The sequence below is a fragment of the Paenibacillus sp. FSL F4-0125 genome (assembly GCF_038008565.1).
In the GTDB taxonomy this organism is placed as follows: Bacteria; Bacillota; Bacilli; order Paenibacillales; family Paenibacillaceae; genus Paenibacillus_AQ.
The window spans coordinates 2,865,928-2,887,551 of sequence record NZ_JBBOZJ010000001.1; the positions used below are offsets into that span (position 1 = coordinate 2,865,928).

22 protein-coding genes are annotated in these 21,624 nt (G+C 42.5%); 17 read left to right on the plus strand and 5 right to left on the minus strand.

Annotation, left to right across the window (positions count from 1 at the left end):
* Positions 1–122: 122 nt before the first annotated feature.
* Positions 123–344, minus strand: coding sequence for an RNA chaperone Hfq (gene hfq, locus NST74_RS12375; RefSeq protein ID WP_042126951.1), 222 nt, complete (start codon positions 342–344; stop codon positions 123–125).
* Positions 345–454: 110 nt separating this feature from the next.
* Here hfq and NST74_RS12380 point away from each other — a divergent pair, with 110 nt between their 5' ends.
* Complete coding sequence (locus tag NST74_RS12380; protein WP_052414577.1) at positions 455–1,096, plus strand: phosphatase PAP2 family protein; 642 nt, start codon at positions 455–457, stop codon at positions 1,094–1,096.
* 45 nt (positions 1,097–1,141) lie between these two features.
* Here NST74_RS12380 and NST74_RS12385 read toward each other — a convergent pair whose 3' ends face one another.
* Positions 1,142–1,639, minus strand: a complete 498-nt coding sequence (locus tag NST74_RS12385; protein WP_052414578.1) for a hypothetical protein — start codon at positions 1,637–1,639, stop codon at positions 1,142–1,144.
* A 188-nt stretch (positions 1,640–1,827) separates the two neighbouring features.
* On the opposite strand from NST74_RS12385, the gene NST74_RS12390 reads away from it, so the two are divergent.
* The 3 genes from NST74_RS12390 to NST74_RS12400 all read left to right on the plus strand — a co-directional run bounded on the left by NST74_RS12390 (position 1,828) and on the right by NST74_RS12400 (position 6,832).
* Complete coding sequence (locus NST74_RS12390; protein WP_042126955.1) at positions 1,828–2,874, plus strand: FUSC family protein; 1,047 nt, start codon at positions 1,828–1,830, stop codon at positions 2,872–2,874.
* Positions 2,875–3,037: 163 nt separating this feature from the next.
* Positions 3,038–5,389 carry an RNA polymerase recycling motor HelD gene (helD, locus tag NST74_RS12395; protein WP_341112295.1) on the plus strand — a complete coding sequence of 784 codons (2,352 nt, stop codon included), beginning with the start codon at positions 3,038–3,040 and terminating at the stop codon, positions 5,387–5,389.
* A gap of 129 nt (positions 5,390–5,518) precedes the next feature.
* The gene (locus tag NST74_RS12400) at positions 5,519–6,832 is read left to right on the plus strand and encodes an MFS transporter (RefSeq protein WP_341112296.1); all 1,314 of its coding nucleotides are present in this window, start codon (positions 5,519–5,521) and stop codon (positions 6,830–6,832) included.
* A gap of 57 nt (positions 6,833–6,889) precedes the next feature.
* Here the strand turns inward: NST74_RS12400 and fsa are convergent, their stop codons facing one another.
* Complete coding sequence (fsa, locus tag NST74_RS12405; protein WP_042126959.1) at positions 6,890–7,537, minus strand: fructose-6-phosphate aldolase; 648 nt, start codon at positions 7,535–7,537, stop codon at positions 6,890–6,892.
* A 208-nt stretch (positions 7,538–7,745) separates the two neighbouring features.
* Here fsa and NST74_RS12410 point away from each other — a divergent pair, with 208 nt between their 5' ends.
* The 8 genes from NST74_RS12410 to NST74_RS12445 all read left to right on the plus strand — a co-directional run bounded on the left by NST74_RS12410 (position 7,746) and on the right by NST74_RS12445 (position 15,958).
* A complete protein-coding gene (locus NST74_RS12410; protein WP_341112298.1) occupies positions 7,746–8,225 on the plus strand; it encodes a hypothetical protein in 480 nt (159 codons plus the stop codon).
* A 6-nt stretch (positions 8,226–8,231) separates the two neighbouring features.
* Positions 8,232–8,798: a GNAT family N-acetyltransferase gene (locus NST74_RS12415; RefSeq protein WP_341112301.1), complete on the plus strand. Its 567-nt coding sequence runs from the start codon at positions 8,232–8,234 to the stop codon at positions 8,796–8,798.
* 80 nt (positions 8,799–8,878) lie between these two features.
* On the plus strand, positions 8,879–9,559 hold the full coding sequence (gene rpiA / locus NST74_RS12420; RefSeq protein WP_139328475.1) for a ribose-5-phosphate isomerase RpiA: 681 nt from the start codon (positions 8,879–8,881) through the stop codon (positions 9,557–9,559).
* A complete protein-coding gene (locus tag NST74_RS12425) occupies positions 9,556–10,035 on the plus strand; it encodes a VanZ family protein (protein WP_341112303.1) in 480 nt (159 codons plus the stop codon). Before rpiA ends, NST74_RS12425 begins: the two co-directional genes overlap by 4 nt.
* Before the next feature lie 3 nt (positions 10,036–10,038).
* Positions 10,039–10,479 (plus strand): GNAT family N-acetyltransferase, encoded by a 441-nt coding sequence (locus tag NST74_RS12430; protein WP_339290706.1) that lies wholly within the window; start codon positions 10,039–10,041, stop codon positions 10,477–10,479.
* Between the two features lie 175 nt (positions 10,480–10,654).
* Positions 10,655–11,110: a MarR family winged helix-turn-helix transcriptional regulator gene (locus NST74_RS12435; RefSeq protein ID WP_042126966.1), complete on the plus strand. Its 456-nt coding sequence runs from the start codon at positions 10,655–10,657 to the stop codon at positions 11,108–11,110.
* Positions 11,107–14,268 carry an MMPL family transporter gene (locus NST74_RS12440; protein WP_341112304.1) on the plus strand — a complete coding sequence of 1,054 codons (3,162 nt, stop codon included), beginning with the start codon at positions 11,107–11,109 and terminating at the stop codon, positions 14,266–14,268. Before NST74_RS12435 ends, NST74_RS12440 begins: the two co-directional genes overlap by 4 nt.
* Before the next feature lie 283 nt (positions 14,269–14,551).
* On the plus strand, positions 14,552–15,958 hold the full coding sequence (locus NST74_RS12445; RefSeq protein ID WP_341112305.1) for a lytic polysaccharide monooxygenase: 1,407 nt from the start codon (positions 14,552–14,554) through the stop codon (positions 15,956–15,958).
* Between the two features lie 111 nt (positions 15,959–16,069).
* Here the strand turns inward: NST74_RS12445 and NST74_RS12450 are convergent, their stop codons facing one another.
* Positions 16,070–16,741: a tetratricopeptide repeat protein gene (locus NST74_RS12450; RefSeq protein WP_341112306.1), complete on the minus strand. Its 672-nt coding sequence runs from the start codon at positions 16,739–16,741 to the stop codon at positions 16,070–16,072.
* A 249-nt stretch (positions 16,742–16,990) separates the two neighbouring features.
* Here NST74_RS12450 and NST74_RS12455 point away from each other — a divergent pair, with 249 nt between their 5' ends.
* The 4 genes from NST74_RS12455 to NST74_RS12470 all read left to right on the plus strand — a co-directional run bounded on the left by NST74_RS12455 (position 16,991) and on the right by NST74_RS12470 (position 20,500).
* Positions 16,991–18,487: a stalk domain-containing protein gene (locus NST74_RS12455; protein WP_341112307.1), complete on the plus strand. Its 1,497-nt coding sequence runs from the start codon at positions 16,991–16,993 to the stop codon at positions 18,485–18,487.
* An 89-nt stretch (positions 18,488–18,576) separates the two neighbouring features.
* Positions 18,577–19,170: an LOG family protein gene (locus NST74_RS12460; protein WP_341112308.1), complete on the plus strand. Its 594-nt coding sequence runs from the start codon at positions 18,577–18,579 to the stop codon at positions 19,168–19,170.
* 127 nt (positions 19,171–19,297) lie between these two features.
* Positions 19,298–20,191 carry a polysaccharide deacetylase family protein gene (locus NST74_RS12465; protein WP_341112309.1) on the plus strand — a complete coding sequence of 298 codons (894 nt, stop codon included), beginning with the start codon at positions 19,298–19,300 and terminating at the stop codon, positions 20,189–20,191.
* Positions 20,192–20,335: 144 nt separating this feature from the next.
* Positions 20,336–20,500: a hypothetical protein gene (locus NST74_RS12470; RefSeq protein WP_170880233.1), complete on the plus strand. Its 165-nt coding sequence runs from the start codon at positions 20,336–20,338 to the stop codon at positions 20,498–20,500.
* A gap of 72 nt (positions 20,501–20,572) precedes the next feature.
* Here NST74_RS12470 and NST74_RS12475 read toward each other — a convergent pair whose 3' ends face one another.
* Positions 20,573–20,785 carry a hypothetical protein gene (locus tag NST74_RS12475; RefSeq protein ID WP_341112310.1) on the minus strand — a complete coding sequence of 71 codons (213 nt, stop codon included), beginning with the start codon at positions 20,783–20,785 and terminating at the stop codon, positions 20,573–20,575.
* Between the two features lie 182 nt (positions 20,786–20,967).
* On the opposite strand from NST74_RS12475, the gene NST74_RS12480 reads away from it, so the two are divergent.
* A complete protein-coding gene (locus NST74_RS12480) occupies positions 20,968–21,561 on the plus strand; it encodes a manganese efflux pump (protein ID WP_341112311.1) in 594 nt (197 codons plus the stop codon).
* The last annotated feature ends 63 nt before the right edge of the window (positions 21,562–21,624 follow it).

Consider the following 21,624-nt stretch of genomic DNA (forward strand, 5'->3'; position numbering starts at 1 on the left):
GAAGCTCATTAACAAGAGTGAATTAGACAATTTAAGAAAATAATAAAGGGAACACCGGAAATGTTGTCCGGTGTTCCCTTTATTATTGAAAAGAGGATGAAGAAATGAAATGAGCTTGTGAGCTATTTGAGTGAGACGGGCTTAAGAGGTACAATAGTGGATACTGCAGATTTAAATAGCACATTCTGTCTGCCATCACCTTGACCCTGTAAAGTGATTGTGAATGCATCATACGAGGTTACGACGCCTTGCATTTTCACACCATTCGTTGTGAAAATCGTCACGGGCACCTTTGTGGAAATAAACTGGTTCAACAAACGTTCCTGTAATTTTAGACTCTCCACTTTGGCAGCACTCCATCTTTTTGTATATTTATTTCTCTATAATTATAGCACGGGTTAGAGCTTCACTGGAAATGCGATCGACAGGCACAAAATTAGACACGGAGGTATTTATGCTTTATTATCAGAACTGGTCTAGAGGTTTTCGTTATTTTATAGGGTTTGCTGCTTGTTTCGTCGTTATTGCGATTCTAGTTCATATGAATAAGGTATCATCATTTGATAACTATATGATTCATTTGGTTCAATCCGCTGAATCACCTGGGCTGACCTCCTTTGCGAAAGGATTATCTCTGATTGGTTCCTCTAAGGTAGCGATTGGAATATCTATCGGTACGATGGCTCTGCTCTATTTTCTGCTGAAACATCGGCTTGAGCTAATTCTATTCCTATGGGTTGGACTAGGCTCACAGCTATTGAATACACTTATGAAGTTGTGGTTTCAAAGGGAACGCCCGAATTTCCATCGTATTGTCCAAGAGATTGGGTATAGTTTCCCAAGTGGACACTCTATGGCAGCCTTCTCCTTGTATGGGGTAATTGCCTATTTACTGTGGCGGCATTTGCCGCGAAGAAGTGAACGGATCCTGTTAATAATGTTTGCAGTATTCATGATCGTAGGCATTGGCTGGAGTCGTATTTATTTGGGAGTCCATTATCCTAGCGACGTTATTGGAGGTTTTGCTGCGAGTGGCGCATGGCTGATGTTATCCGTCGGTCTATTTGAAGCCTACAAAAAACGGATATCTTCATAAGGAATGGAGATACCCGTCGATTAGTTAAGGATTCAGTGGGATATTTTAAGGGTTCATCACATGATGTTCCGAAGATTTTCGATCCTGGAAATGACCCATTTTACCTATTTTTTTCTTCAGCATAGAAGGAAGTCCAGCCTTTAGCTTTTGGGCTTCTTCTTTCGTGAGCCGTCCCTCGGTGATGGCTTGATCCAGCCGCTTACTTGCGGATTCGCTGAGCTTCTGAATATATTGCTCCTCTGTCCAGCCTTTTTTCTCACGGGCTAGCTCGGGGAGGGTTTTGCCTGATTTAAGGCTATTGATTAGCTCTGTTCGATCCATCTCAAGCAGCTTGGCTGTTTCGAAAATAATGAAATGTCCGCCGGCTCTGAATTTCCCGTCTTTCCCTGGAGGGGGTCTATGACCTTTTTCCAAGGGTCCAGAATCAGGTGCAGCGGAAGTTACATTCTCAGCTGACGCATGCCCAATAGGAGCAAGAGCTGAAGACAGACTGAGGAAAAGAACCGCTGTAATAGTCGCGAATTTTTTGATGTTGTTATTCATTCACTCACCTCGTATGTTATATGTGATAGGGACTTACTTGAATTAGTATTCCCTGAAAGCTGAAAGAATCATGAGTGAGAGCTTAAATGATCTTAAAATTCATCAACTCTAGGCTTGGGTAATTAGAGGAATGAGGGATTAACAGATGTCCATATTGCAGAGTGGGCCAATTTTTAGGGGGGATATTTTTGGCTTTTGGAGCTCGCATATTTAAAACAGGAATGGCAGTCACGCTTGCCTTGTATCTAGCCGAACTGCTACATTTCCCATCTTCTGTGGGCGCTGCAATCGCAGCAATTTTCGCTATGCAGCCATCGATTTATCGCTCTTGGCGTTATTTTCTTGATCAGCTGACAACGACTACTATGGGCGCGATACTCGCTCTTCTGGGAGGAATGCTGTTATCTAATAGTCCAATTGCGGTTGGGTTAGTCTGTATTCTTGTCATAATGATCAGTATGAAAATTAACCGAGCGGATACAATTAGCCTGACGCTAGTCACAGTTATCACAGTGATGGAGGCTTCTGGAGAATGGCAGTTCGCACTGAATCGTTTCTTATTAACATTGACAGGGATTGTTTCTGCATTTCTAATCAATATTATAGTAGTTCCTCCGAAACCACGTAAACAGTACATCAAGCAGATTGAGAACGTCTTTGCCAGCCTATCCTTGCTGCTAAGAACGGCAGTATCTCATGAGATGAAGGAAAGTGTGTTTCGTGATGAAAAGCTTGCACTGGAGTCGTCCATTAAATCTTTAGCGGATAAGTATGCTTTGTTTGAAGAGGAGCAGAAACAGCTAAAGCGGGCGAAGTACAGTCAGACTAGACAGATGGTTGTCTATAAGAACTTGTTATCATCTTTACAAAAAGGCTTCGATGTTCTTGAGGCTGTGGACCGGCATTATTTTCAAGCGGATCGAAGCGAAGAGACTGATGCATTGTTTGACAGCCATTTGGAGCAGTTAATCAAATATCATCAACTGATCTTGTTGAAATTTGAAGATAAACTTAAACCGAACACCAATGAATCAGAACCCTTGGGAGACGAGAATGATGGATTTTTGAATTCAACGATCCTAGGGTATAATGCGGAGAAAATAGGTCAACTACGTTTGTATGTTGTAGCCGCAGCTATTTACGATTACGGGTATCAATTAGAACGCCTGGATAAAGTGGCAGATCAAATGAATCGTATAGCGACTGAGGAAAAAGAAACGGATCGTGAAGCATAAAACATAACCTTTTGATGTGCAACATATAAGCTTAAGGATTATGTTCAGAGTGAAACTAGTACTTCTTATTTTTATTAACAAATCCGGTCCCAGAGGGGCCGGATTCATCTATTAAGAGTATCCTCACTTGAAATATCAACCTTCCAAAAGGGGATGAAATGTAGTGGAGAATCATGAAATTGAATGGAAAGAAGAACAGCAGCGAGTTGACGGAGTGACCAAGCTTTTGTCTGCCCATATCCGGCGTTTATCAGAGGAGCTCGGACTCCATCGTAGTGATGTGGTGGATATGCGGAAAGACTTCTGGGAAGAGGTAACGGTAAACTTCAGTAGTCCAGATGATTTAGGGGAAACTTCAACAAGTCTTCGCCAACAATCCCAAATCTTGAATGAACGCGAACGCCATCATTTACAGTCAAGCAAGGCACTGAAAAAATATAAAAAGCTGGTCGTCTCTCCATACTTTGGGCGTATTGACTTTACAGAAGCACCAAATGGAGAAACTGAAAAGATATATCTAGGAATTGGATCTTTGATGGAGGATGATGGCACGTTCTTGATCTATGACTGGCGGGCACCCATATCGAGCTTATATTATGACGGAGCACCTGGTCCCGCAGCTTATGAAACGCCTGGTGGACTAGTTTCAGGCACAATGAATCTTAAGCGACAATTTGTGATAGCTGATGGTGTTATTGAAGTGATGTTTGATACTGGTGTTACGATCGGTGACGAGCTTTTGCAGCAGGTGCTTAGCCATAGTGCCGATGATCGAATGAAGAGTATTGTAGCTACCATTCAGAAAGAGCAAAATGCGATTATCCGTAACGATAAAAGCCGGATGCTGGTTGTACAGGGTGCAGCAGGGAGCGGGAAAACCTCAGCTGCACTGCAACGGGTAGCTTATCTTTTGTATAAATACCGTGAAGTTCTGCAGGCAGATCAAATGCTTTTGTTCTCGCCAAACCCACTGTTTAATAGCTATGTATCTACCGTACTCCCAGAGCTAGGTGAAGAAAATATGCAGCAAACCACCTTCCAGATGTATTTGGAGCACCGTCTGGGACATGAATTTCAGCTTGAAGATATCTTTAGTCAAACAGAAAGCCTATTGAATGCCCCTGACGGCCCTGAGGTGGCTATACGCAGAGAAGGCATCGCTTATAAATCATCCGTACCTTTTCTCGATGCGATTCGTCGATATGCTACGATGCTTGAGCATGAGGGCATGATGTTCAAACCCTTAATGTTTCAAGGAAGAGCAGTCGTCAGTAAGGAAGAGATGGAACGTCACTTCTATGCTTATGATCCAGCCATTAAGCTAGCGAACCGTGTAGACCTGATGACACGTTGGCTGCTGAAGAAGATCGCTGATTTTAGTCATGAGGAAAGAAATGCTTCATGGGTGGAAGATCAAATTGAGCTATTGGACTCCAGTGATTATCATCGTGCTTATCAGATGTTGCGACGTAAGAAGAAAGCTACGCAGGATAGCTTTGATGATTTTGATACGGAAAAAGAAGTGTTATCCCGGTATGTAGTCAGCCAACGCTTAAAACCACTGCGCGGGTGGACTAAACGAGGCCGTTTTGTGGATGTTAAGGGGTTGTACAGTACGCTGTTTACTGATCGTGAGCTTATGGAACGTCTAAATGGTGTTAATTCTCTACCGGAAATCTGGGATGAGATCTGTGAGCAAACGCTAAAATCTATCGCAGTGAACGAGCTGGCTTATGAAGATGCGACTCCATTCCTGTATTTAAAGGAGCTAAGCCAAGGCTTCCGTACCAACACGTTGATTCGTCATGTGATTGTGGATGAAGTACAAGACTACTCCCCTTTCCAATTAGAGTTCATGCGCCGTTTATTTCCAAGGGCTAAAATGACCGTATTGGGTGATCTGAATCAGGCGATTTATGCACAAGGTGAAGTGCTAGGCGATTTGTCTAGTTTAGTTAGCATCTATGGTGAAGAAAATACAGAAGTGATCTCATTAACCCGTAGCTACCGCTCCACTTATGAGATTGTGGAATTTACCCGGGCAATGATTCCTGGCGGGGAACGTATTGTGCCGTTTAATCGACGCGGAGAAGAACCTCAATTAAATGTAGTATCTAGCGAGGATGAGCTTCTAAATGCAGTTGAAATGGATATCCGGAATTTGCAATCAAAGGGGTATCATTATGTGGCTGTCATCTGTAAAACAGCAGAGGAAAGCGCACGGGTTCATGATGAACTACATAGTAAGCTACCGGTAAGGCTCGTTACGAAGGAAACACCGAATTTCCAGAAGGGAACACTGGTGCTGCCTGCTTACTTAGCCAAAGGTGTGGAGTTTGATGCTGTTATCATCTACGATGGTTCAGCTGAACGATATGGCAGAGAAAGTGAGCGTAAATTGTTCTATACAGCTTGCACTAGGGCCATGCACTTGCTTCATATTTTTAGTCTGGGGGAACCGAACCGATTCCTTCCAACCATAAACGCGAAGACCATGATTGCAAATTCACTGTAAAGCATAATCTTCTAAACTTAAGATCGTCCTTTCGCTTTGGCGGGGGACGGTCTTTTTGTATGGATGAATAAAGAGGGATGAACAAACCACAATATAGAGAGTCGCAAACAATGCAAAGGTGGTCAGTTCATGAAGGAAAGAAAATGGGATCTGTTTGCACTAGCATCCATTCCACTTATTATGACCCTCGGTAACTCCATGTTGTTGCCTATTTTGCCGCAGATTTCTAAAGAACTCGGCATTAGCTCTTTTCAGGTGAGTATGCTGATTACTGTCTATGGATTGATGGCTATTGTGATGATCCCTATTGCAGGTTACCTGTCTGATACGTATGGACGAAAAAAGGTGATTCTTCCGAGCCTGATCATTGCTGCTATTGGTGGTATCATCTGTGTGGTGGCGGCTTGGCTTATGAAGGGCATTAGTGCCTATTGGGTCATTTTGGCCGGTCGTTTGTTACAAGGCATAGGTGCGGCCGGTGCTTTTCCGATTGTGCTGCCCTTTGTTGGTGATTTGTTCAAGAAAGAAGAGGATGTAAGCAAAAGTCTGGGAATCATTGAGACCTCTAATACGTTTGGTAAAGTACTCAGCCCGATTCTTGGCGCTTATCTCGGTTTATGGCTCTGGTTCGCACCTTTTATCGCAATTCCTGTTCTATGTCTAATCTCATTTGGCTTAGTTTTGTTTCTGGTTCGAAAGCCGGAAGCAAAGGAGCAGCCTGAGAAACAGAGTATACGAGAATTTTTAAATGGAATTGTGAGCATTTTGCGTAAAAAGGGACGATGGCTGTATGCTATTTTTGCCATAGGTGGTATCTGTATGTTTGTGACCTTTGGCGTTCAATTCTATTTATCAGAGATACTGGAATCTAAGTATAAAATGCATGGGGCGATGAAGGGGTATGTACTGGCGGTCCCGTTAGCCTTGTTATGTTTGTCCTCGTATGGAACAGGAAAGATTATTGGTCAGAACAAAACGCTAATGAAATGGCTTGGCTTTGGGGGGATGGTATTACTAACTGCAGCAATGATCTTTGCAGGGTTCAATAAAGACATTTATTTCTTAGTTGGATTTATGAGTTTAGGCTGTGTTGGAATTGGGAGTGTTCTGCCTTGCATGGATGCATTGATAACAGAAGGGATTGAAAAGGAGAATAGTGGAACTATAACCTCTCTCTATAGCAGTATGCGGTTCATCGGGGTATCATTGGGGCCGCCGGTGGTATCGCTGCTGATGAGCAGTGGACATTGGGTATTATTCGCTTTGATGGCTACAGTTGGCGCTATCGGTGGTTTGCTGACCTTATTTGCAGTTACGCCAAGCAAAGGAAGCAAGGGGGAATCCGGTGTGAAAGGAACGGAGAAGATCAATCCCCGCCTTTTGGCAAAGCGTGTTCGTCAGACTTCGGCAATGTCCATTGATGGAAAAAAGAGCTATCCTTAAGCTACGTTTCCATAGCTTCTGGGATAGCCCTCTTGATAAAAGAATAAAAGACTCTTCTTATGCCTGTGGTACGGATTCCCAATCCTTCAGGAAGCGTTCAATACCGTTATCTGTCAGCGGATGCTTCCAGAGGGTTGGCAGAAGCGAACCTGGGATGGTAGCAATGTGAGCGCCAGCAAGCGCTGCTTGCTCTACATGTGCAATATTACGAATGGATGCTGCAATAATTTCGGAAGTCATACCGTAGTTGGTCAGGATAGTCTTTAGATCCTTGATCAGCTTCATTCCGTCAACACCGATATCATCCAGACGTCCTACAAAAGGAGAGATATAAGTTGCGCCTGCTTTTGCAGCCATCAAGCCTTGAGCCGCTGAGAAGACAAGCGTTACGTTAGTTTTGATACCTTTTTTAGTAAGCTCATAACAAGCTTCCAAGCCATCTTCAGTCATAGGGAGTTTAATGACAACGTTTGGAGCCCATTCAGCAATTTCGTAAGCCTCTTTCAGCATTTCTTCTGCTGTCAAACCGATAACTTCTGCGCTAACAGGACCTGGAACGATGGCTACGATTTCTTTGATAACATCTTTAAACAATCTTCCTTCTTTAGCGATGAGCGACGGGTTAGTCGTTACGCCATCCACTAATCCGAGGCGAGTAATACGTTTGATCTCTTCAATATTTCCGGTGTCCAAGAAAAACTTCATTTTAAGTTTCCTCCCTTGATTTCCATATGGATTGACAAACAATATTCATATTTTCATTATGAGACATGTCAAACGAAGTTTCAACTGTTATTTTGAATATTTCAAAATAACTTTATAGATTGAGGGTCTTTTACTCTTGTTAAATCGAAGATAATATAAGATTGGTCTATGCATCTATTCATGATAATATATAATCGGTATTGTTATTATGGCGTATTGGGTGGGACGTGATGAAATGTACTCGGTATTAGTTATTTTGCTTGTGCTCGTGTTGTCAGTTGCCGGATTCTTGGCCTATCAGAACAGCAAGTTGGTATCTAATCAGAAAAAATTAGGAACTTTATCACGGAATCCTGCACGAATGTATTCTATTTTTGACCAATCTTGCACTGCTAGTGTGGAAGATCCAGATGTAATTCCTTTAATTCAATACACAGTTTTTGTGGAGTCCAGTGGACATGTAGTTGTGAATAAGCCTTTGGCTATCATTAATCTATGTAGAGTTAGCGCGGGTAAAGGGGAATTAGTTCTGGCTGATGTCGAACGTAATGTGCTAGAGTACATTAAATCGGCAGCTCCCTCGGATTCATTCATTGCGCATAAAGCTTACTTACATAGGGCTGCTAACCACGCTGAAAAAGAGATGATCCTAAATTTAGAGGATGTAGTGAAATTACAATATACATAAGGCAGAATGAAGATTATTGATTTTTTCGGCTGCAAGAAGGATAATACGAAATTGGATACAAGAAATGAGGGAAATAGAGTGCCGCCCGTTACAGAAGTGAATTTTGAAGTGGTTGACCCAGAGAATGCTGATTTAAGAGAGCTTATTACGTTTCTGGATGAGGAACTGAAGATGCGTTATCCGCACGAGACGATCTATGTCGTCGATTTCGAGGATCCCAAAGTAAAAGAAATGACTTTCGTAGTCGCCTACTTGAACGGTAAACCAGTGGGTTGCGGCGGGCTTCGTCCATTGGATTATATCGGCACTGAGAAGGCTGCGATGGAGTTGAAGCGTTTTTATGTAGATTCTTGTTATCGCAAAATGGGCATAGCTACTAATATGCTGTTATTCCTTGAGGCACAGGCAATTGCTGCCGGCTTTAGGGAGATCCGATTGGAGACTGGAATCAAACAGCCTGAAGCGATTGCGCTTTACGTCAAACACGGCTACCAACCGATAGATTTGTTTGGACCCTATATCGGTGATCCGGATAGTCTCTGTTACGGCAAAATATTGGATGTCGGTGCTTAACCGGAATCCTACTGAATTATGGGAATTTCAAGTTTACTATAAATCTTTATAACGGATAACATGGGGGTATTTATATGAGCATCAATGTTAAACAATTAGCAGCAGAAAAAGCAGTAGAATACGTAGAAGATGGAATGAAGGTAGGTCTGGGTACGGGATCAACTGCTTACTGGGCGATCCGTAAGCTTGGCGAACGCGTCAGTGAAGGTCTAAAGATTACCGCAGTTGCTACTTCACGCGCTTCCGAGGAACAAGCACGAGAGCTAGGGATTCCACTGGTAGCTTTTGGTGATATTGATAGTCTGGACCTGACCATTGACGGAGCGGACGAGCTGGACAACAGCTTGCAACTAATTAAAGGCGGCGGCGGCGCTTTGCTTCGTGAAAAGATTGTAGCTAGTAATAGTACTCGGATGATCGTGATTGCCGATGAGGGTAAAGTTGTAAGCACGCTAGGCAAATTTCCACTGCCAGTGGAAATCGTTCCTTTCGCCTGGGAGTGGACAGTGGCGGAGCTTGCTAAACTGGGTTGCCAACCCGAGTTGCGCCGTAACGGAGAAGAGTTGTACAAGACGGATAATGGCAACTACATAGCGGACTGCCGATTTGAAGAGATAGAATCTGCGCCAAAGCTTGCATTGACCATCCAAAGTATCCCGGGTGTTGTAGATCACGGCCTATTTATTGGAATTGCAGCGATGGCTATTGTCGGTAAACATGACGGAAGCATCGAAATAATAGAAGCTCAATCTAAGAATTGATTAACCGCAGACTTAGAGAAACTAGCCGTTCATGGCCGCTAAAAGGATTGACACGGGTAGTACTAACTCTGTATAGTGCTACTGTTATCTATTGGATGTTTCTCGGATTTGGACGTGAAGTTCACACTGGAGGTCCTCTTCAGTACAATCTGGTTCCATTACGTACGGTGTCACTTTATTTCAACTTGGATAACGGGTTATCACTGATCAACCGGCTAGTGAATCTGCTAGGAAATGTTGTAGTTTTTATTCCATTTGGTTTTCTTTGGCCATTAGTAAAGACACGTCCGATTTCTTGGCTTAGGATCTCGTTATATGCTGTCCCTTGCATACTGCTTTTGGAGTGCTTGCAAACGCTGCTGCATGTGGGAAGCTTCGATATTGATGATTTACTATTAAACATGCTAGGTGTGTGGATAGGCTACGGATTGTTTCGAGTGATTAGCTTTAAAAGTAACAAAGAAGGAGAAATGTGAAGAATGTTGATTGATCTTAAACCCCTCATTGGTACACCTGAGGTGAATGAGCTATTGACCTATGCGGTCATTGATGATCCGAGTGCCCTACAGCAGACCTCGTCTGAGTATAGCGAACAAGCCGGGCTTAAACTATACGGGTGGGAAGAGGAAGAATTACTGCTTGGTCTCGTGGGCTTTGAAGAAACAGAAGATGGCTCTTTGGATATTCGGCATATTGCTGTATTGCCAGAGAACAGAGGAAAAGGTTATGCACGGGGGATGATTCTGGAGCTGCTTACTACGCGGCAGCCGCGTTATCTTGTAGCAGAAACAGAGGATGAGATCGCTGCAGATTTCTACCGTAGTCTTGGGTTCATGGTGTACAGTCTCGGTGAAAATGCAGCAGGTATTGAGACGCTGAGATGTGTCTATGAAGTGGATGAGATAGAGGATGAGGAATAAAAAATATGTAGAAGACATAAAATGGCAGGTCGAGATGAAATCTCGGCCTGTTTTTTTGTTGTGCAGATCATAAATGATTCAGCAGCATTGTAAGTTGACTTTTGAAAAAAATGGGATTATAGTTTGACAATGAAACTGTTCTACAGTCGAACTATATTTTTGGAGGTAGGAAGCTTTGGAGGATGAGGTTCAGCATTGGATTAACCGTTATATGGATGCATACATGATGGTGACAAGACAAGTAGCGGCAAGAATTAAGGATAGTATTGCTGCGGATACAACGAATGATCAGTACCAAATTCTGCGTCTGATTAATGCTCAGGAACAATGTACGTCTACATATCTAGCAGAAACCTTTTGCGTGGGTAAAAGCTCCATTACAGCGATAATTAACAGACTGGTGCAAGCGGGCATTATCGAGCGAACCCGAGACGAGAACGATCGTCGTCAGGTGTATTTATCGATGTCTGAGCATGGCAAAAGAGTATTTGAAGCAGCAGAGTCTCAAGTACATGAAGTGGTGGCCCCGTATTTGTTTCATTTTGAAAAGAAGGATATTGAGATGTTCATCATGATGTTTGAGAAACTGGCGAATTTAATTCAGAATGACAATGGAGGGAAGAGCCAATGAAGACGATTTTAAAAGCAAGATGGGCGGTCATCGCAATCTGGCTCGCTGTAGCGGTTGTGCTAATGATGACGGCCCCATCGTTCTCAGATCTTGTCCGTGAGAAGGGGCAGGTTACGGTTCCAGAGGGATACCCTTCATCAAGAGCAGCAGAAATCATGAAGGAAGCGGCAAGTGACAAGGGTGGCGAATCACTCCATCAGGTAGCTCTTGTATTCAATAACCCGAAGGGGATCGGAGCAGAAGAAACAGGAAGTATTCAACAAGGCGTTGAGAAGCTGGCTGCGAATAAGGAAGTTCTACAGTTAGATTCCATCACCGATCCTTTTTCACAAAGTGAGCTTAAGGATACGCTGATTGCCAAAGATGGCAAGACCATTATGGTGGCGTTGTCCGTAAAAGGTGAAGGAGAGGCTGTTACTGCGCTGCCAGATAAAGTGGATGAATTGCTTACAGATGTTAAAGCAGATCATTATTTGACCAGTGAAGGTCTCATTACAGAAGATATGATCGCAAGCTCAGAAGCAGGGCTAAAGAAGTCGGAGTATATTACAGTTGTATTTATTCTACTTATTCTATTCGTCGTTTTTCGTTCGTTTGTAGCGCCTTTTGTACCGCTGCTGACAGTAGGTCTCAGCTATATTGTATCCCAGTCTGTCGTGGCTTTTTTGGTAGATCGTTATGATTTTCCTTTATCTACGTTTACTCAAATCTTTATGGTCGCCGTCATGTTCGGGATTGGTACGGATTATTGTATTCTGCTGATCAGCCGTTTTAAGGAAGAAATGATGACCGCAGAAGATACCAAAAGTGCTATTATTGCAACTTATCGTAAAGCTGGAGGAACGGTTTTCTATTCAGGCTTAGCGGTGTTCGTAGGTTTTGTAGCGATTGGATTATCGAAATTCATTCTTTATCGTTCAGCAGTAGCTGTTGCAGTTGGAATTGCAGTTATGCTATTGGCACTTGTGACGATTGTTCCATTCTTCATGGCGGTGCTTGGCAAAAAGCTATTCTGGCCTTCCCGTGGCAAGCTGGAGCATAGTGAGAGCCGGATTTGGGGCTGGGCAGGTTCATTTTCTTTAAAAAGACCGTGGGCCGCTCTTCTAATTGTTGCAGTAATCGTAGCCCCCTTCTTACTCACCTATAGCGGTAAGCTGTCCTTTAACAGCTTGGAGGAAATCGGCTCGGAATATGCTTCGGTAAAAGGGTTCAATATTATTTCGGAGAGCTTCGGACCAGGGGAATCAATGCCTGGCAAGATCGTAATCAAGAATGATGATCGCATGGACAATTCAGAATACCTGGGCCTTGCGGAGAAAATCAGCCGTGAGCTGGAAAAAGTGGATAGCGTAAAATCTGTTCGCAGCATGTCACGTCCAACAGGTGAGCTGATTAGTGATTTCTTGATTCCTAATCAGGTTGGTACACTTTCTGATGGATTGGATCAGAGTAACGATGGACTGACCAAGATCCAAACCGGATTGTCTGAAGCAAGTAAACAGCTTAGCGATAATGCTCCTAAACTGACAGAGGCTGTTGCGGGAAGTGCTAAACTGACAGAAGGCACAGCAGACCTCAAAGACGGAATCGTTGCTTTAGGCACCGGGCTAGCCCGGATTGAGAGCGGGATAAAGAGTGGCTCAGCGGGTGCCGGAGAAATCAAAGCCGGTCTTCAGCAGGCAGCAACAAGTGCTAAACAGTTAGCAGATGCTAATACGAAGTTACTTGAGGGCTATAAAAAAATCGGCGGCGGCTTAACCCAGCTGGATGAAGGACTAGGACAGCTTCCGAAGCAGCTACAAGGCGTTGCAGAGGCATTAAAAGGCCTGGACGGTTCCTTCGCTGGCTTAGAGAGCAGTTATCCGGAAATTGTTCAGGATGTAAATTATTTGACGATCAAAGGCACAGTAGCACAAAGTGGTACGGGTGTAGCGCAGCTAGCAGCCGGTCTTGGTCAGGTTTCAGAACAGCTTAAAGGTGCAGCTACTGGCTTAAATGAAGCTAATGCCGGTTATGCCAAAGCTGCGGCTGGGCAAACCGCGCTCGCGCAAGGTTTAGCTAAGCTTGTAGCTGGAATCGGTCAACTGCAATCTGGACTCGATCAGGCGGCAGCAGGTCAAGGGCAGATCGTAGATAAGATTCCATCTATCACAAGTGGTCTTGATCAATTGCAAGGCGGACAGAAGCAGTTAGCGGACGGCTTTGGTGAATTGACAGGGCAAATTGGAGCCTTAACCACTGGACTAAGCGATAGTGCTGATGGATTGAAGCAAATTACTAGCGGTCTGGGCTCTGCACAAGAATACTTGAATCAGATTCAAGCGGCTAAGGATGAAGAGCTGAGCGGATTCTTTGTACCAGCTGAGGCACTTAAAGCTGAAGGTATAAAGCAGGTATTTGATACGTACTTGTCTGATGACCGTAAGGTGATGACATTGGACGTGGTATTCACCGAGAATCCTTACAGCTCAGAGGCTATAGATAGTGTGGGTGATATTCAAGCAGCAGTAGATCGTGCAGTAAAAGGAACGAAGCTTGAAAATGCTGAAACAGCTATTAGCGGGGTTACAAGCAGTCAAAGCGATTTGCGGAATATTTCTAATGAAGACTACTCGCGTACAGTAATCTTAATGTTGAGCGGTATTTTCATCATATTAGTGTTACTGCTTCGTTCAATCGTAATGCCGATATACCTTATTATTTCACTTTTGATCACTTACTTTTCAGCGTTGGGTGTTACGGAGGCTATTTTCGTTAATCTACTGCACTATGAGGGGATTACCTGGACGACGCCATTCTTTAGTTTTGTTATGCTGATTGCACTAGGTGTGGATTATAGCATTTTCTTAATGGCCCGGTTTAACGAAAATAAAACTTGGGATGTAAAAGAAGCGATTCTACACGCCATGCGCAATATGGGTACAGTTATCCTTTCTGCTGTAGTTATTTTGGGAGGGACCTTCGCTTCGATGTATCCTTCAGGGGTACTGTCGATGATGCAGATTGCAACAGTGGTGCTCGTGGGATTGGCCTTGTATGCTCTAATATTCTTGCCATTCTTTGTCCCTGTTATGGTACGGATCTTTGGTCGAGGAAATTGGTGGCCATTCTCAGTTAAAGAGAGCGGAGAAGCTAACAAACAGGATTTAAATATGTAAATGGGGACTATATCCCATTTATGAAAATCAGAAGTCATAACAAGTTTTTTTTTGCAGCCAGTCACCGATCAATGAATCGGTGACTGGCTTTATTTGAGTAGAATGAATCGCTTCGATGGGGCATTATTAGCGGGGAGAACTACTAATCCGTTCAATTGTCATGGGTCTTTTATCCATTGTTGTCTGGTTCTTTAGGTTATTGTTATTATGTTTTCGGAAAATTATAATAACTCTGGATTCGTTTTCAAGGTCTCCAAATTACAACTAGAATGCGAGATGATGAATGATGAAAGTAAACATGAAGATCAGCAGTATCGCAAAGATGGTTGCTCCATTTGTTATTACAGCTGGGGTTATTGCCGGAGTAGGACTTATTATCGATACCGATAAAGCATTTGGACACGGTTATGTATCCGAACCTGCAAGTCGTGCGAAGCTTGGTGCAGCGAATAATGTGGGTTCTGTTCAATATGAGCCGCAGAGTCTAGAGGCACCAAAGGGCTTCCCATTGGCGGGTCCTGCGGACGGGAAGATAGCATCAGCGGGTGGCATGTTCGGAGGAATTCTGGATCAACAAACAAGTGATCGCTGGATTAAACATGATATGGTCGGCGGATTAAATGACATCACTTGGTATATTACAGCACAACATAGAACAACAAAATGGCATTACTATATTACGAAAAAAGGTTGGAATCCTAATGCACCGATTAAACGTTCTGATTTAGAGCTTATTGGAACTTTTGAGAATGGCGGTAAACAGCCTGAGCGTTCTGTGACACATAAAGTAAATGTCCCAACTGACCGCAGTGGATATCATGTTATTTTGGCGGTGTGGGATATTGATGATACTGCGAATGCCTTCTACCAAGTGATTGATGTGAATCTAAAAAACGGTGATTTAGGACCTGGGGTACAACCAGACACAGAGAAGCCGTCGACGGTAACAGGGTTACACACGATGAGTGTAGAATCGGACACTGTAGACCTTATGTGGGATGCTGCAACAGATAACGTAGGCGTAGATCATTACTTGATTTACCGCGGTGAGAACATTGGTAATGCGAAACAAGTTGGTATTTCCTCAACAACGAGCTATAAAGACATAACTGTAGGATCCGACAAAATCTATATATATTACATTGTAGCAGTGGATCGTGCAGGAAACACGTCAGGTTCAAGTAATAGTATTGTTGTTAGCACACCAAACCCGGAAGAGGTTATCCCCCCAGTGGAAACACCAGATACTGTGAAGCCTTCGATGGTTGAGGGGCTGCATACCATGTCAGTGAAACACAATAGTGTTAATCTAATGTGGAACGCTGCCCAAGATAATGTAGGGGTTGATCATTATGTTGTATATCGGGATGGTGTTAAACTGACCCAAACCAAGGAAACTTCCTTTACGGATTTAACGGTACAAGCTTCCACTACGTACAATTATTATGTGAGAGCTGTAGACGCTGCTGGTAATATTTCAGACAAGAGCTCTTTGTATACAGTCACAACCCTTGTGAAACCCATATTACCAGATGTAGCAGCTTGGAATGCATCCGGGTTGTATATTGTTGGAACAAAAGTTGAATACAAGGGTAACCTTTATGAAGCTCGAGTGACATTTAGAAGTTATGGTGATAACAACTGGAATCCGGAGTCGGCATTATCACTCTGGAAATTAGTAACGAAATAACGAATAACATCAATACACCGTTTAATTTCAAATAGATTATAAAAAAACGGAAATCATTTCTGGTCATTAGAAATGGTTTCCGTATTTTTTAGGTTAAGAAGCCTTTAAAGTTTATTTCATCTTGGCGAAAAAGCTGCGTAACGCCCAACCGCGTTCTTGCCGTTTTTTATATTTCGGCAGTGAACGATAAACAGCGGTGGATTCTTCGAACGCTCGTTTCGCATCTTCTGATCTGCCAAGTGCTTTATACATAGAGCCGGCTAGATAATACGCCTCAGAGGAAGAAGACTGGATTTCTTGATACTGAGTAACGTAACGTAATGCTTTATCATGATCCGTATGGCGAAAAGTTTCAGCTAACCAAAGATAAGGCTGTCCATATCGGGCCTTACTGTTGATCTCCAGACCTCGAAGCATCTGTGCTTCGCCTTCCTCCAAAGCGCCCAGCTTTAGATTCACATGTCCAAGCTCTACCCAATATTCAGCAGATTGTTCATAACGGTCCTCGATTTGGAGTAGGAGATCCTTTGATTCCCTGTATTTTTTACGTTCAGCCAAACTCCGAGCTAAATCAAATTTGGATGAGACATCATTAGGATTCAAAGAAATGGTTGTACGCAGCTTGGAAATTTGACGCATTCTTTTGAAGGGCTTTGTAATACTGGGGAAGATGCCCACATATCGTCGATCCAAGAAATATAAGATAAGAAGCAGGATGAATATAGCCAGAAAAGGGTTGCCCACTAATCTGAAGAGCAGTAAAACACCAATAAATTTAAGCATAACTTCCCTCCATAATCATTTGGTTCCGGTATTGCGATTGAAAAGACTAGATCTAAAGCAGCGTAATTATAACATAAATCAAAGCAATCTGAATCCCGGGATTTAAAAATAATACAACTTTGAACAGCTTTATACCGTCTTAGTGTAAGATGAATAATAATTACAATAATATCATAAGAAGGGAAAAACAAGATGAACTTATTTGCAAGGAAGATACGACTGTTTAGTTTGGTTGTTTGTTCTGCTTTAATGGCTACAGTGTCAGTTCCACAAGCGAATGCAGCTCCATCATCTGCTAAGCTGAGCGGAATTAAGGAGATTGTTGCTGCGCCTGGTTTTTGGGGTGGCAGCTCCTTTGCATTGGGAAAGGACGGAACCGTTTGGGCCTGGGGAAGTAATATGTTTGGACAGTTTGCGAATGGAACAGCAGGACCAGAGGGATGGACGATTACTCCACACAGTATCGCAGCGCTTGAACATACGAAGCAGCTAGAGATCGGTGGGGCTTATTTTGTAGCGTTGAAGGAAGATGGAACGGTTACGGCTTGGGGAGATTATCAGTACAAGAGTGCAGCGGAAGCTGGAAATGGGGCAAGCTCCAAACATCATAGGGTTATGCTGCCTCAGGTGATCTCGGGGATGACGGATGTAGTTAGTGTAACCTCAGGACTATACAATACTTTAGCTTTGAAAAAGGATGGGAGCGTACTCCAGTGGAGTCCTCCAGACGCTTCTGATGTAGGATACACAGAGCTGCCTGCTGCCACGAAGGTGCAGGGCTTAAGTGAGGTAAAGTGGATCGGGAACAGTATGTATCAGGCCGCGATTCGAACTAACGGTACCCTGTGGACTTGGAGCGCTAACCCGCAAATAGAAAATACACAAGCGGTGAAGAAACCGACCGCAGTTAAGGATTTATACCATGTGAAGTCCGTTTCAATGAGTGATCGGAGTATACTGGCTTTAACCGAAAGTGGAAGCGTCTGGGGAACGATTGACAGCAATAATTATAATGAAATCACAATGAAGAAGATGCCAGGTCTTTCGAATATTGTATCCGTTCAGACGAAAAATGGATTCAATCTTGCTGCTAATAAAAAAGGGGAATACTGGGTATGGGAAGCTGGTACCTTAATGCAGGGTCTGCAAAAGATCACAGCCTTAAAACAGATCTCTAAACTTACGCTGGATTTAGGCGGCTTTGCAGCGGTTAAGAAAGATGGCACCGTGTGGACATGGAGTACTACTAATGTAACCGACAGCAAATGGGTCTTCACTCAGCCAAAGCAAATTAAAGGCTTGAGCAATCCGGTTTCTTTTGCTAGCGGTGAGAATAGTAAGTATGCAGTCTTGAAGGATGGAACTGCCGTGGCTTGGGGGACGAATATGTTCGGACAACTCGGAATTAGCGCAGTTGATTCACGTCCTTTTACTTTATCTCCTATTTTGAAACCTGTTACGGTAATTGTTGATGGGAAGAAAATCGACTCCGTACAGTCTGCTATTTTTATAGATGGAAGTGTAAAAGTACCGATTAGGGAAGTGGCGGAAAGTCTTGGCTACACACTCTCATGGGAGGGAGAAATGACGCTCTGGAAAGAAGGGAAGAAAATCACTTTTAAAGAGGGAGCCATTAAAGTAAGTTACACTTCACTTGTTCCAGCGGCAGCTTTGGCTAAGGTACTAGGTGTTACTGCTGAGTGGAATAGTACATTGTACCAATTAACGTTACATACAAAAAGATGACTTTCATTTAACACTTTATTTATTTTATTGATGTACAATAAGTGAATTAATCTGTATTGAACCATAATAACCAGTCTGGAGTGATAGGTATGGCTTTTACAGTATGTGTGTTCGCCGGATCGAATCCAGGTCTTAACTCAGAATATACGGAAATGGCTAGAGAATTGGGTTATCATATAGCTGCACAAGGATGTAGGCTGGTTTACGGAGGTTCAAGAAATGGCCTTATGGGACAGGTGGCGGACGGAGTGTTGGCAAATGGTGGTGAAGTCGTCGGTATCATGCCCGTGGATCTTTTTAAAGATGAAATCAGGCATTCTGGGCTGACGAATTTGATTGAGGTTTCTAGTATGCATGAACGTAAGGCGATAATGAGCGGTATGGCCGATGCATTTATTGCCCTGCCGGGTGGTCTTGGAACCTTTGATGAGTTATTTGAGATCCTATGCTGGATGCAGATTGGGATTCATCAGAAGCCTATTGGACTGCTGAATATTAGAGGCTATTTTAATCCGCTGCTAGCCATGATCTCTCATAGTGTAAGTGAAGGGTTTGCTCCAAAAAATGCGTTGGAAATGTTAGATATGAACTCTGATCCCGAATATTTGCTTGAACTGATGAGAGGTCAAGTTGATCATAGTAATAAAGGGAATGGGAACGCTAGATTTCCTTCACAGCGTTAGATTCTAGGCTTCCACTGCTATTGGGAGCAAATGAACGGTTTACACAATAAGGACGCAAACACTTAACGGTGATTGCGTCCTTATTGTTATTTTTTTTAAAAATCATTCATTAATAGGGGGAAGGTTTATGATTCAAAAATTAGGTTTTGCGATTGACGACCGTTTGTTAATTATTAATGCCGACGATTTTGGAATAACTAAAGGAACTAATGAAGCTATTGTTAACTTATTTGAAGAAAAAGCTATAACATCCACATCTATTATGATCCCTTGCCCAGACTCAAATGAAGCAATGGAGATTGTCAATAGTAAAGGGATAAAGAATATTGGAATTCATCTAACTTTAACAAGCGGTGAGAAACATCTGTATCAACCAGTATTCAAAGAAAGAAATTTAAATAGTTTAATTACGGCGGAAGGATATTTTCATCAAGATGCCACTCTTCTGGAAAGAAACGCTGCTGCTAATGAGGTTAAATTAGAGATGGAATCGCAGATCCAAAGTGCAATTGTACAAGGCATTGATCCAACTCATCTGGATAGTCATGGTGGAAGCATTATGGGGTTATTCACAGGGCGAGATTTTATAGAAATAACATTTGATTTATGTGAAAAGTACCAACTACCCTTTAATTTACCTAGTAGGATCTTAGACCAACCATTTTTAAATAATGATCAATTGAGATTGTTTCAAAAAAGAATTTCTTCAGCAAAAGAGAGGGGGATTTTATTAATCGATGATATAGTTTCTCTTCCATATTGTTTTAACCCCACTGCTGAGTACAGCAAAATGAAAAGGAGATTAACTGATCTATTAAAGAATCTAAAACCTGGAGTATCCCAGTTAACTATACATCCTTCTAAAAAAACAGAGCAGTTAATAGCGATAACGGAATGTTATACAGAAAGAGAATTGGAGTATCTTCTTCTAAATGATATTGAGATTAAGCAAGTGATTAATAATGAGCAAATCAAACTTATTTCGTGGAGAGACCTTCGTGATTTACAAAGAGGTATTTAGCGCTTAGCAAAAAGGGATCATTTAAATTTATTTAAACAGAAAGTCATAAAAGTGATTAAACTTTGGAGAAGCTGGGTAAGTAACCATATGCAATTAAGCGAAAATAGAAATTTCAGGAACGACACGGAAGGAGGTTGGAATTCAATGAATGTGATGGTACATAATCTTATGGCTTACAATCATCAGTTTTTTAGACCTCAGCCCGTGGTCAATCCTAAGCAAGAGAGATCTAATAAGAAGAAGCAGAGTTTTCAGGAAGTCTTAGATGAGAAAATGAAAGTGTATGGCAAATACAGAATCATTAAGTAAAAAGCTACTACATATGTCTGTTGAAAAAAGCCGGAATGCAGTGATCTTAGGGTCACTGCATTCCGGCTTTTTTTAGGGTCTAACCTCAAAAAATTGGCAGTTCTTACGGGAGTAGTAAGTCAGATCACTAACTCTGGACTGAATAACGACATCGAAATCAGTGAAGCGGACAACGGTTGCTCCTGAATTCACCAAATGATCGTCCTGAAAGACTCGGACAGGTAATTTTCGGTCAACGGCTTCTTGGAAATCACTGTCTGTAAACAGCGGGCGGTTTATCGGCATAGATATTAAACTCCTTTTGATCATGTAATGAAGTTAGAAATAAAAATAGTATACCTGTGGAAGCAAGAGAAATCCAACATAAGTGATGATAATGAACAATTTATGAGTAACACATTTGGACAAAATTCTATGCGCCCACTTCAGACATAACATAGTTATGACTGTACTAAGGGGGTTTAAATATGCACTGGCTTTCCATCATTATTATTGGTCTGGCTTCAAATTTGGATAACTTAGGAATAGGCGTTTCCTTTGGCGCACGGTCCACAAGAATTACCCCATTTTCAAATCTGATCATTGCTATTCTGTCGATGCTGGCTACATATATCTCAATAACCTCAGGTGAGTATGTGTCAGGATATTTTTCTGAAGCGAATGGAAATGCCATCGGTGGCTGCTTGATTCTGTTTATGGGAATCTGGAGCATTAGAGCGGTGTATAAGAAACCAACTTCAAGTGTAAGCATGGATATAGAGAGTAACGTCCTCAGCACATCTTCTACACATAATGGCTATCGTCATGTATTAAGATGGCAAGAATCGGTGTGGTTGGGTGTGGCGCTGGCTATCAATTGTATTGCTACAGGCTTTGGAGCAGGGATCAGCGGCGTGAACGCAACATTCACAGCGATCTCAGTGGGTGCCTTTTCGTTTATCACTGTGGCTGCCGGAATGAAAATCGGGAATCGAATGTCCAAAACTTGGCTAGGCAAACATTCTGATCTTATCGGTGGATTGTTATTAGTAGGCATAGGTCTGTATGAAATATTTATTTAAGGAGGACCTGAGGTCAAAGATACGAAGTAAATGTTAAGACCACATTCTAGTGGATGTGGTCTG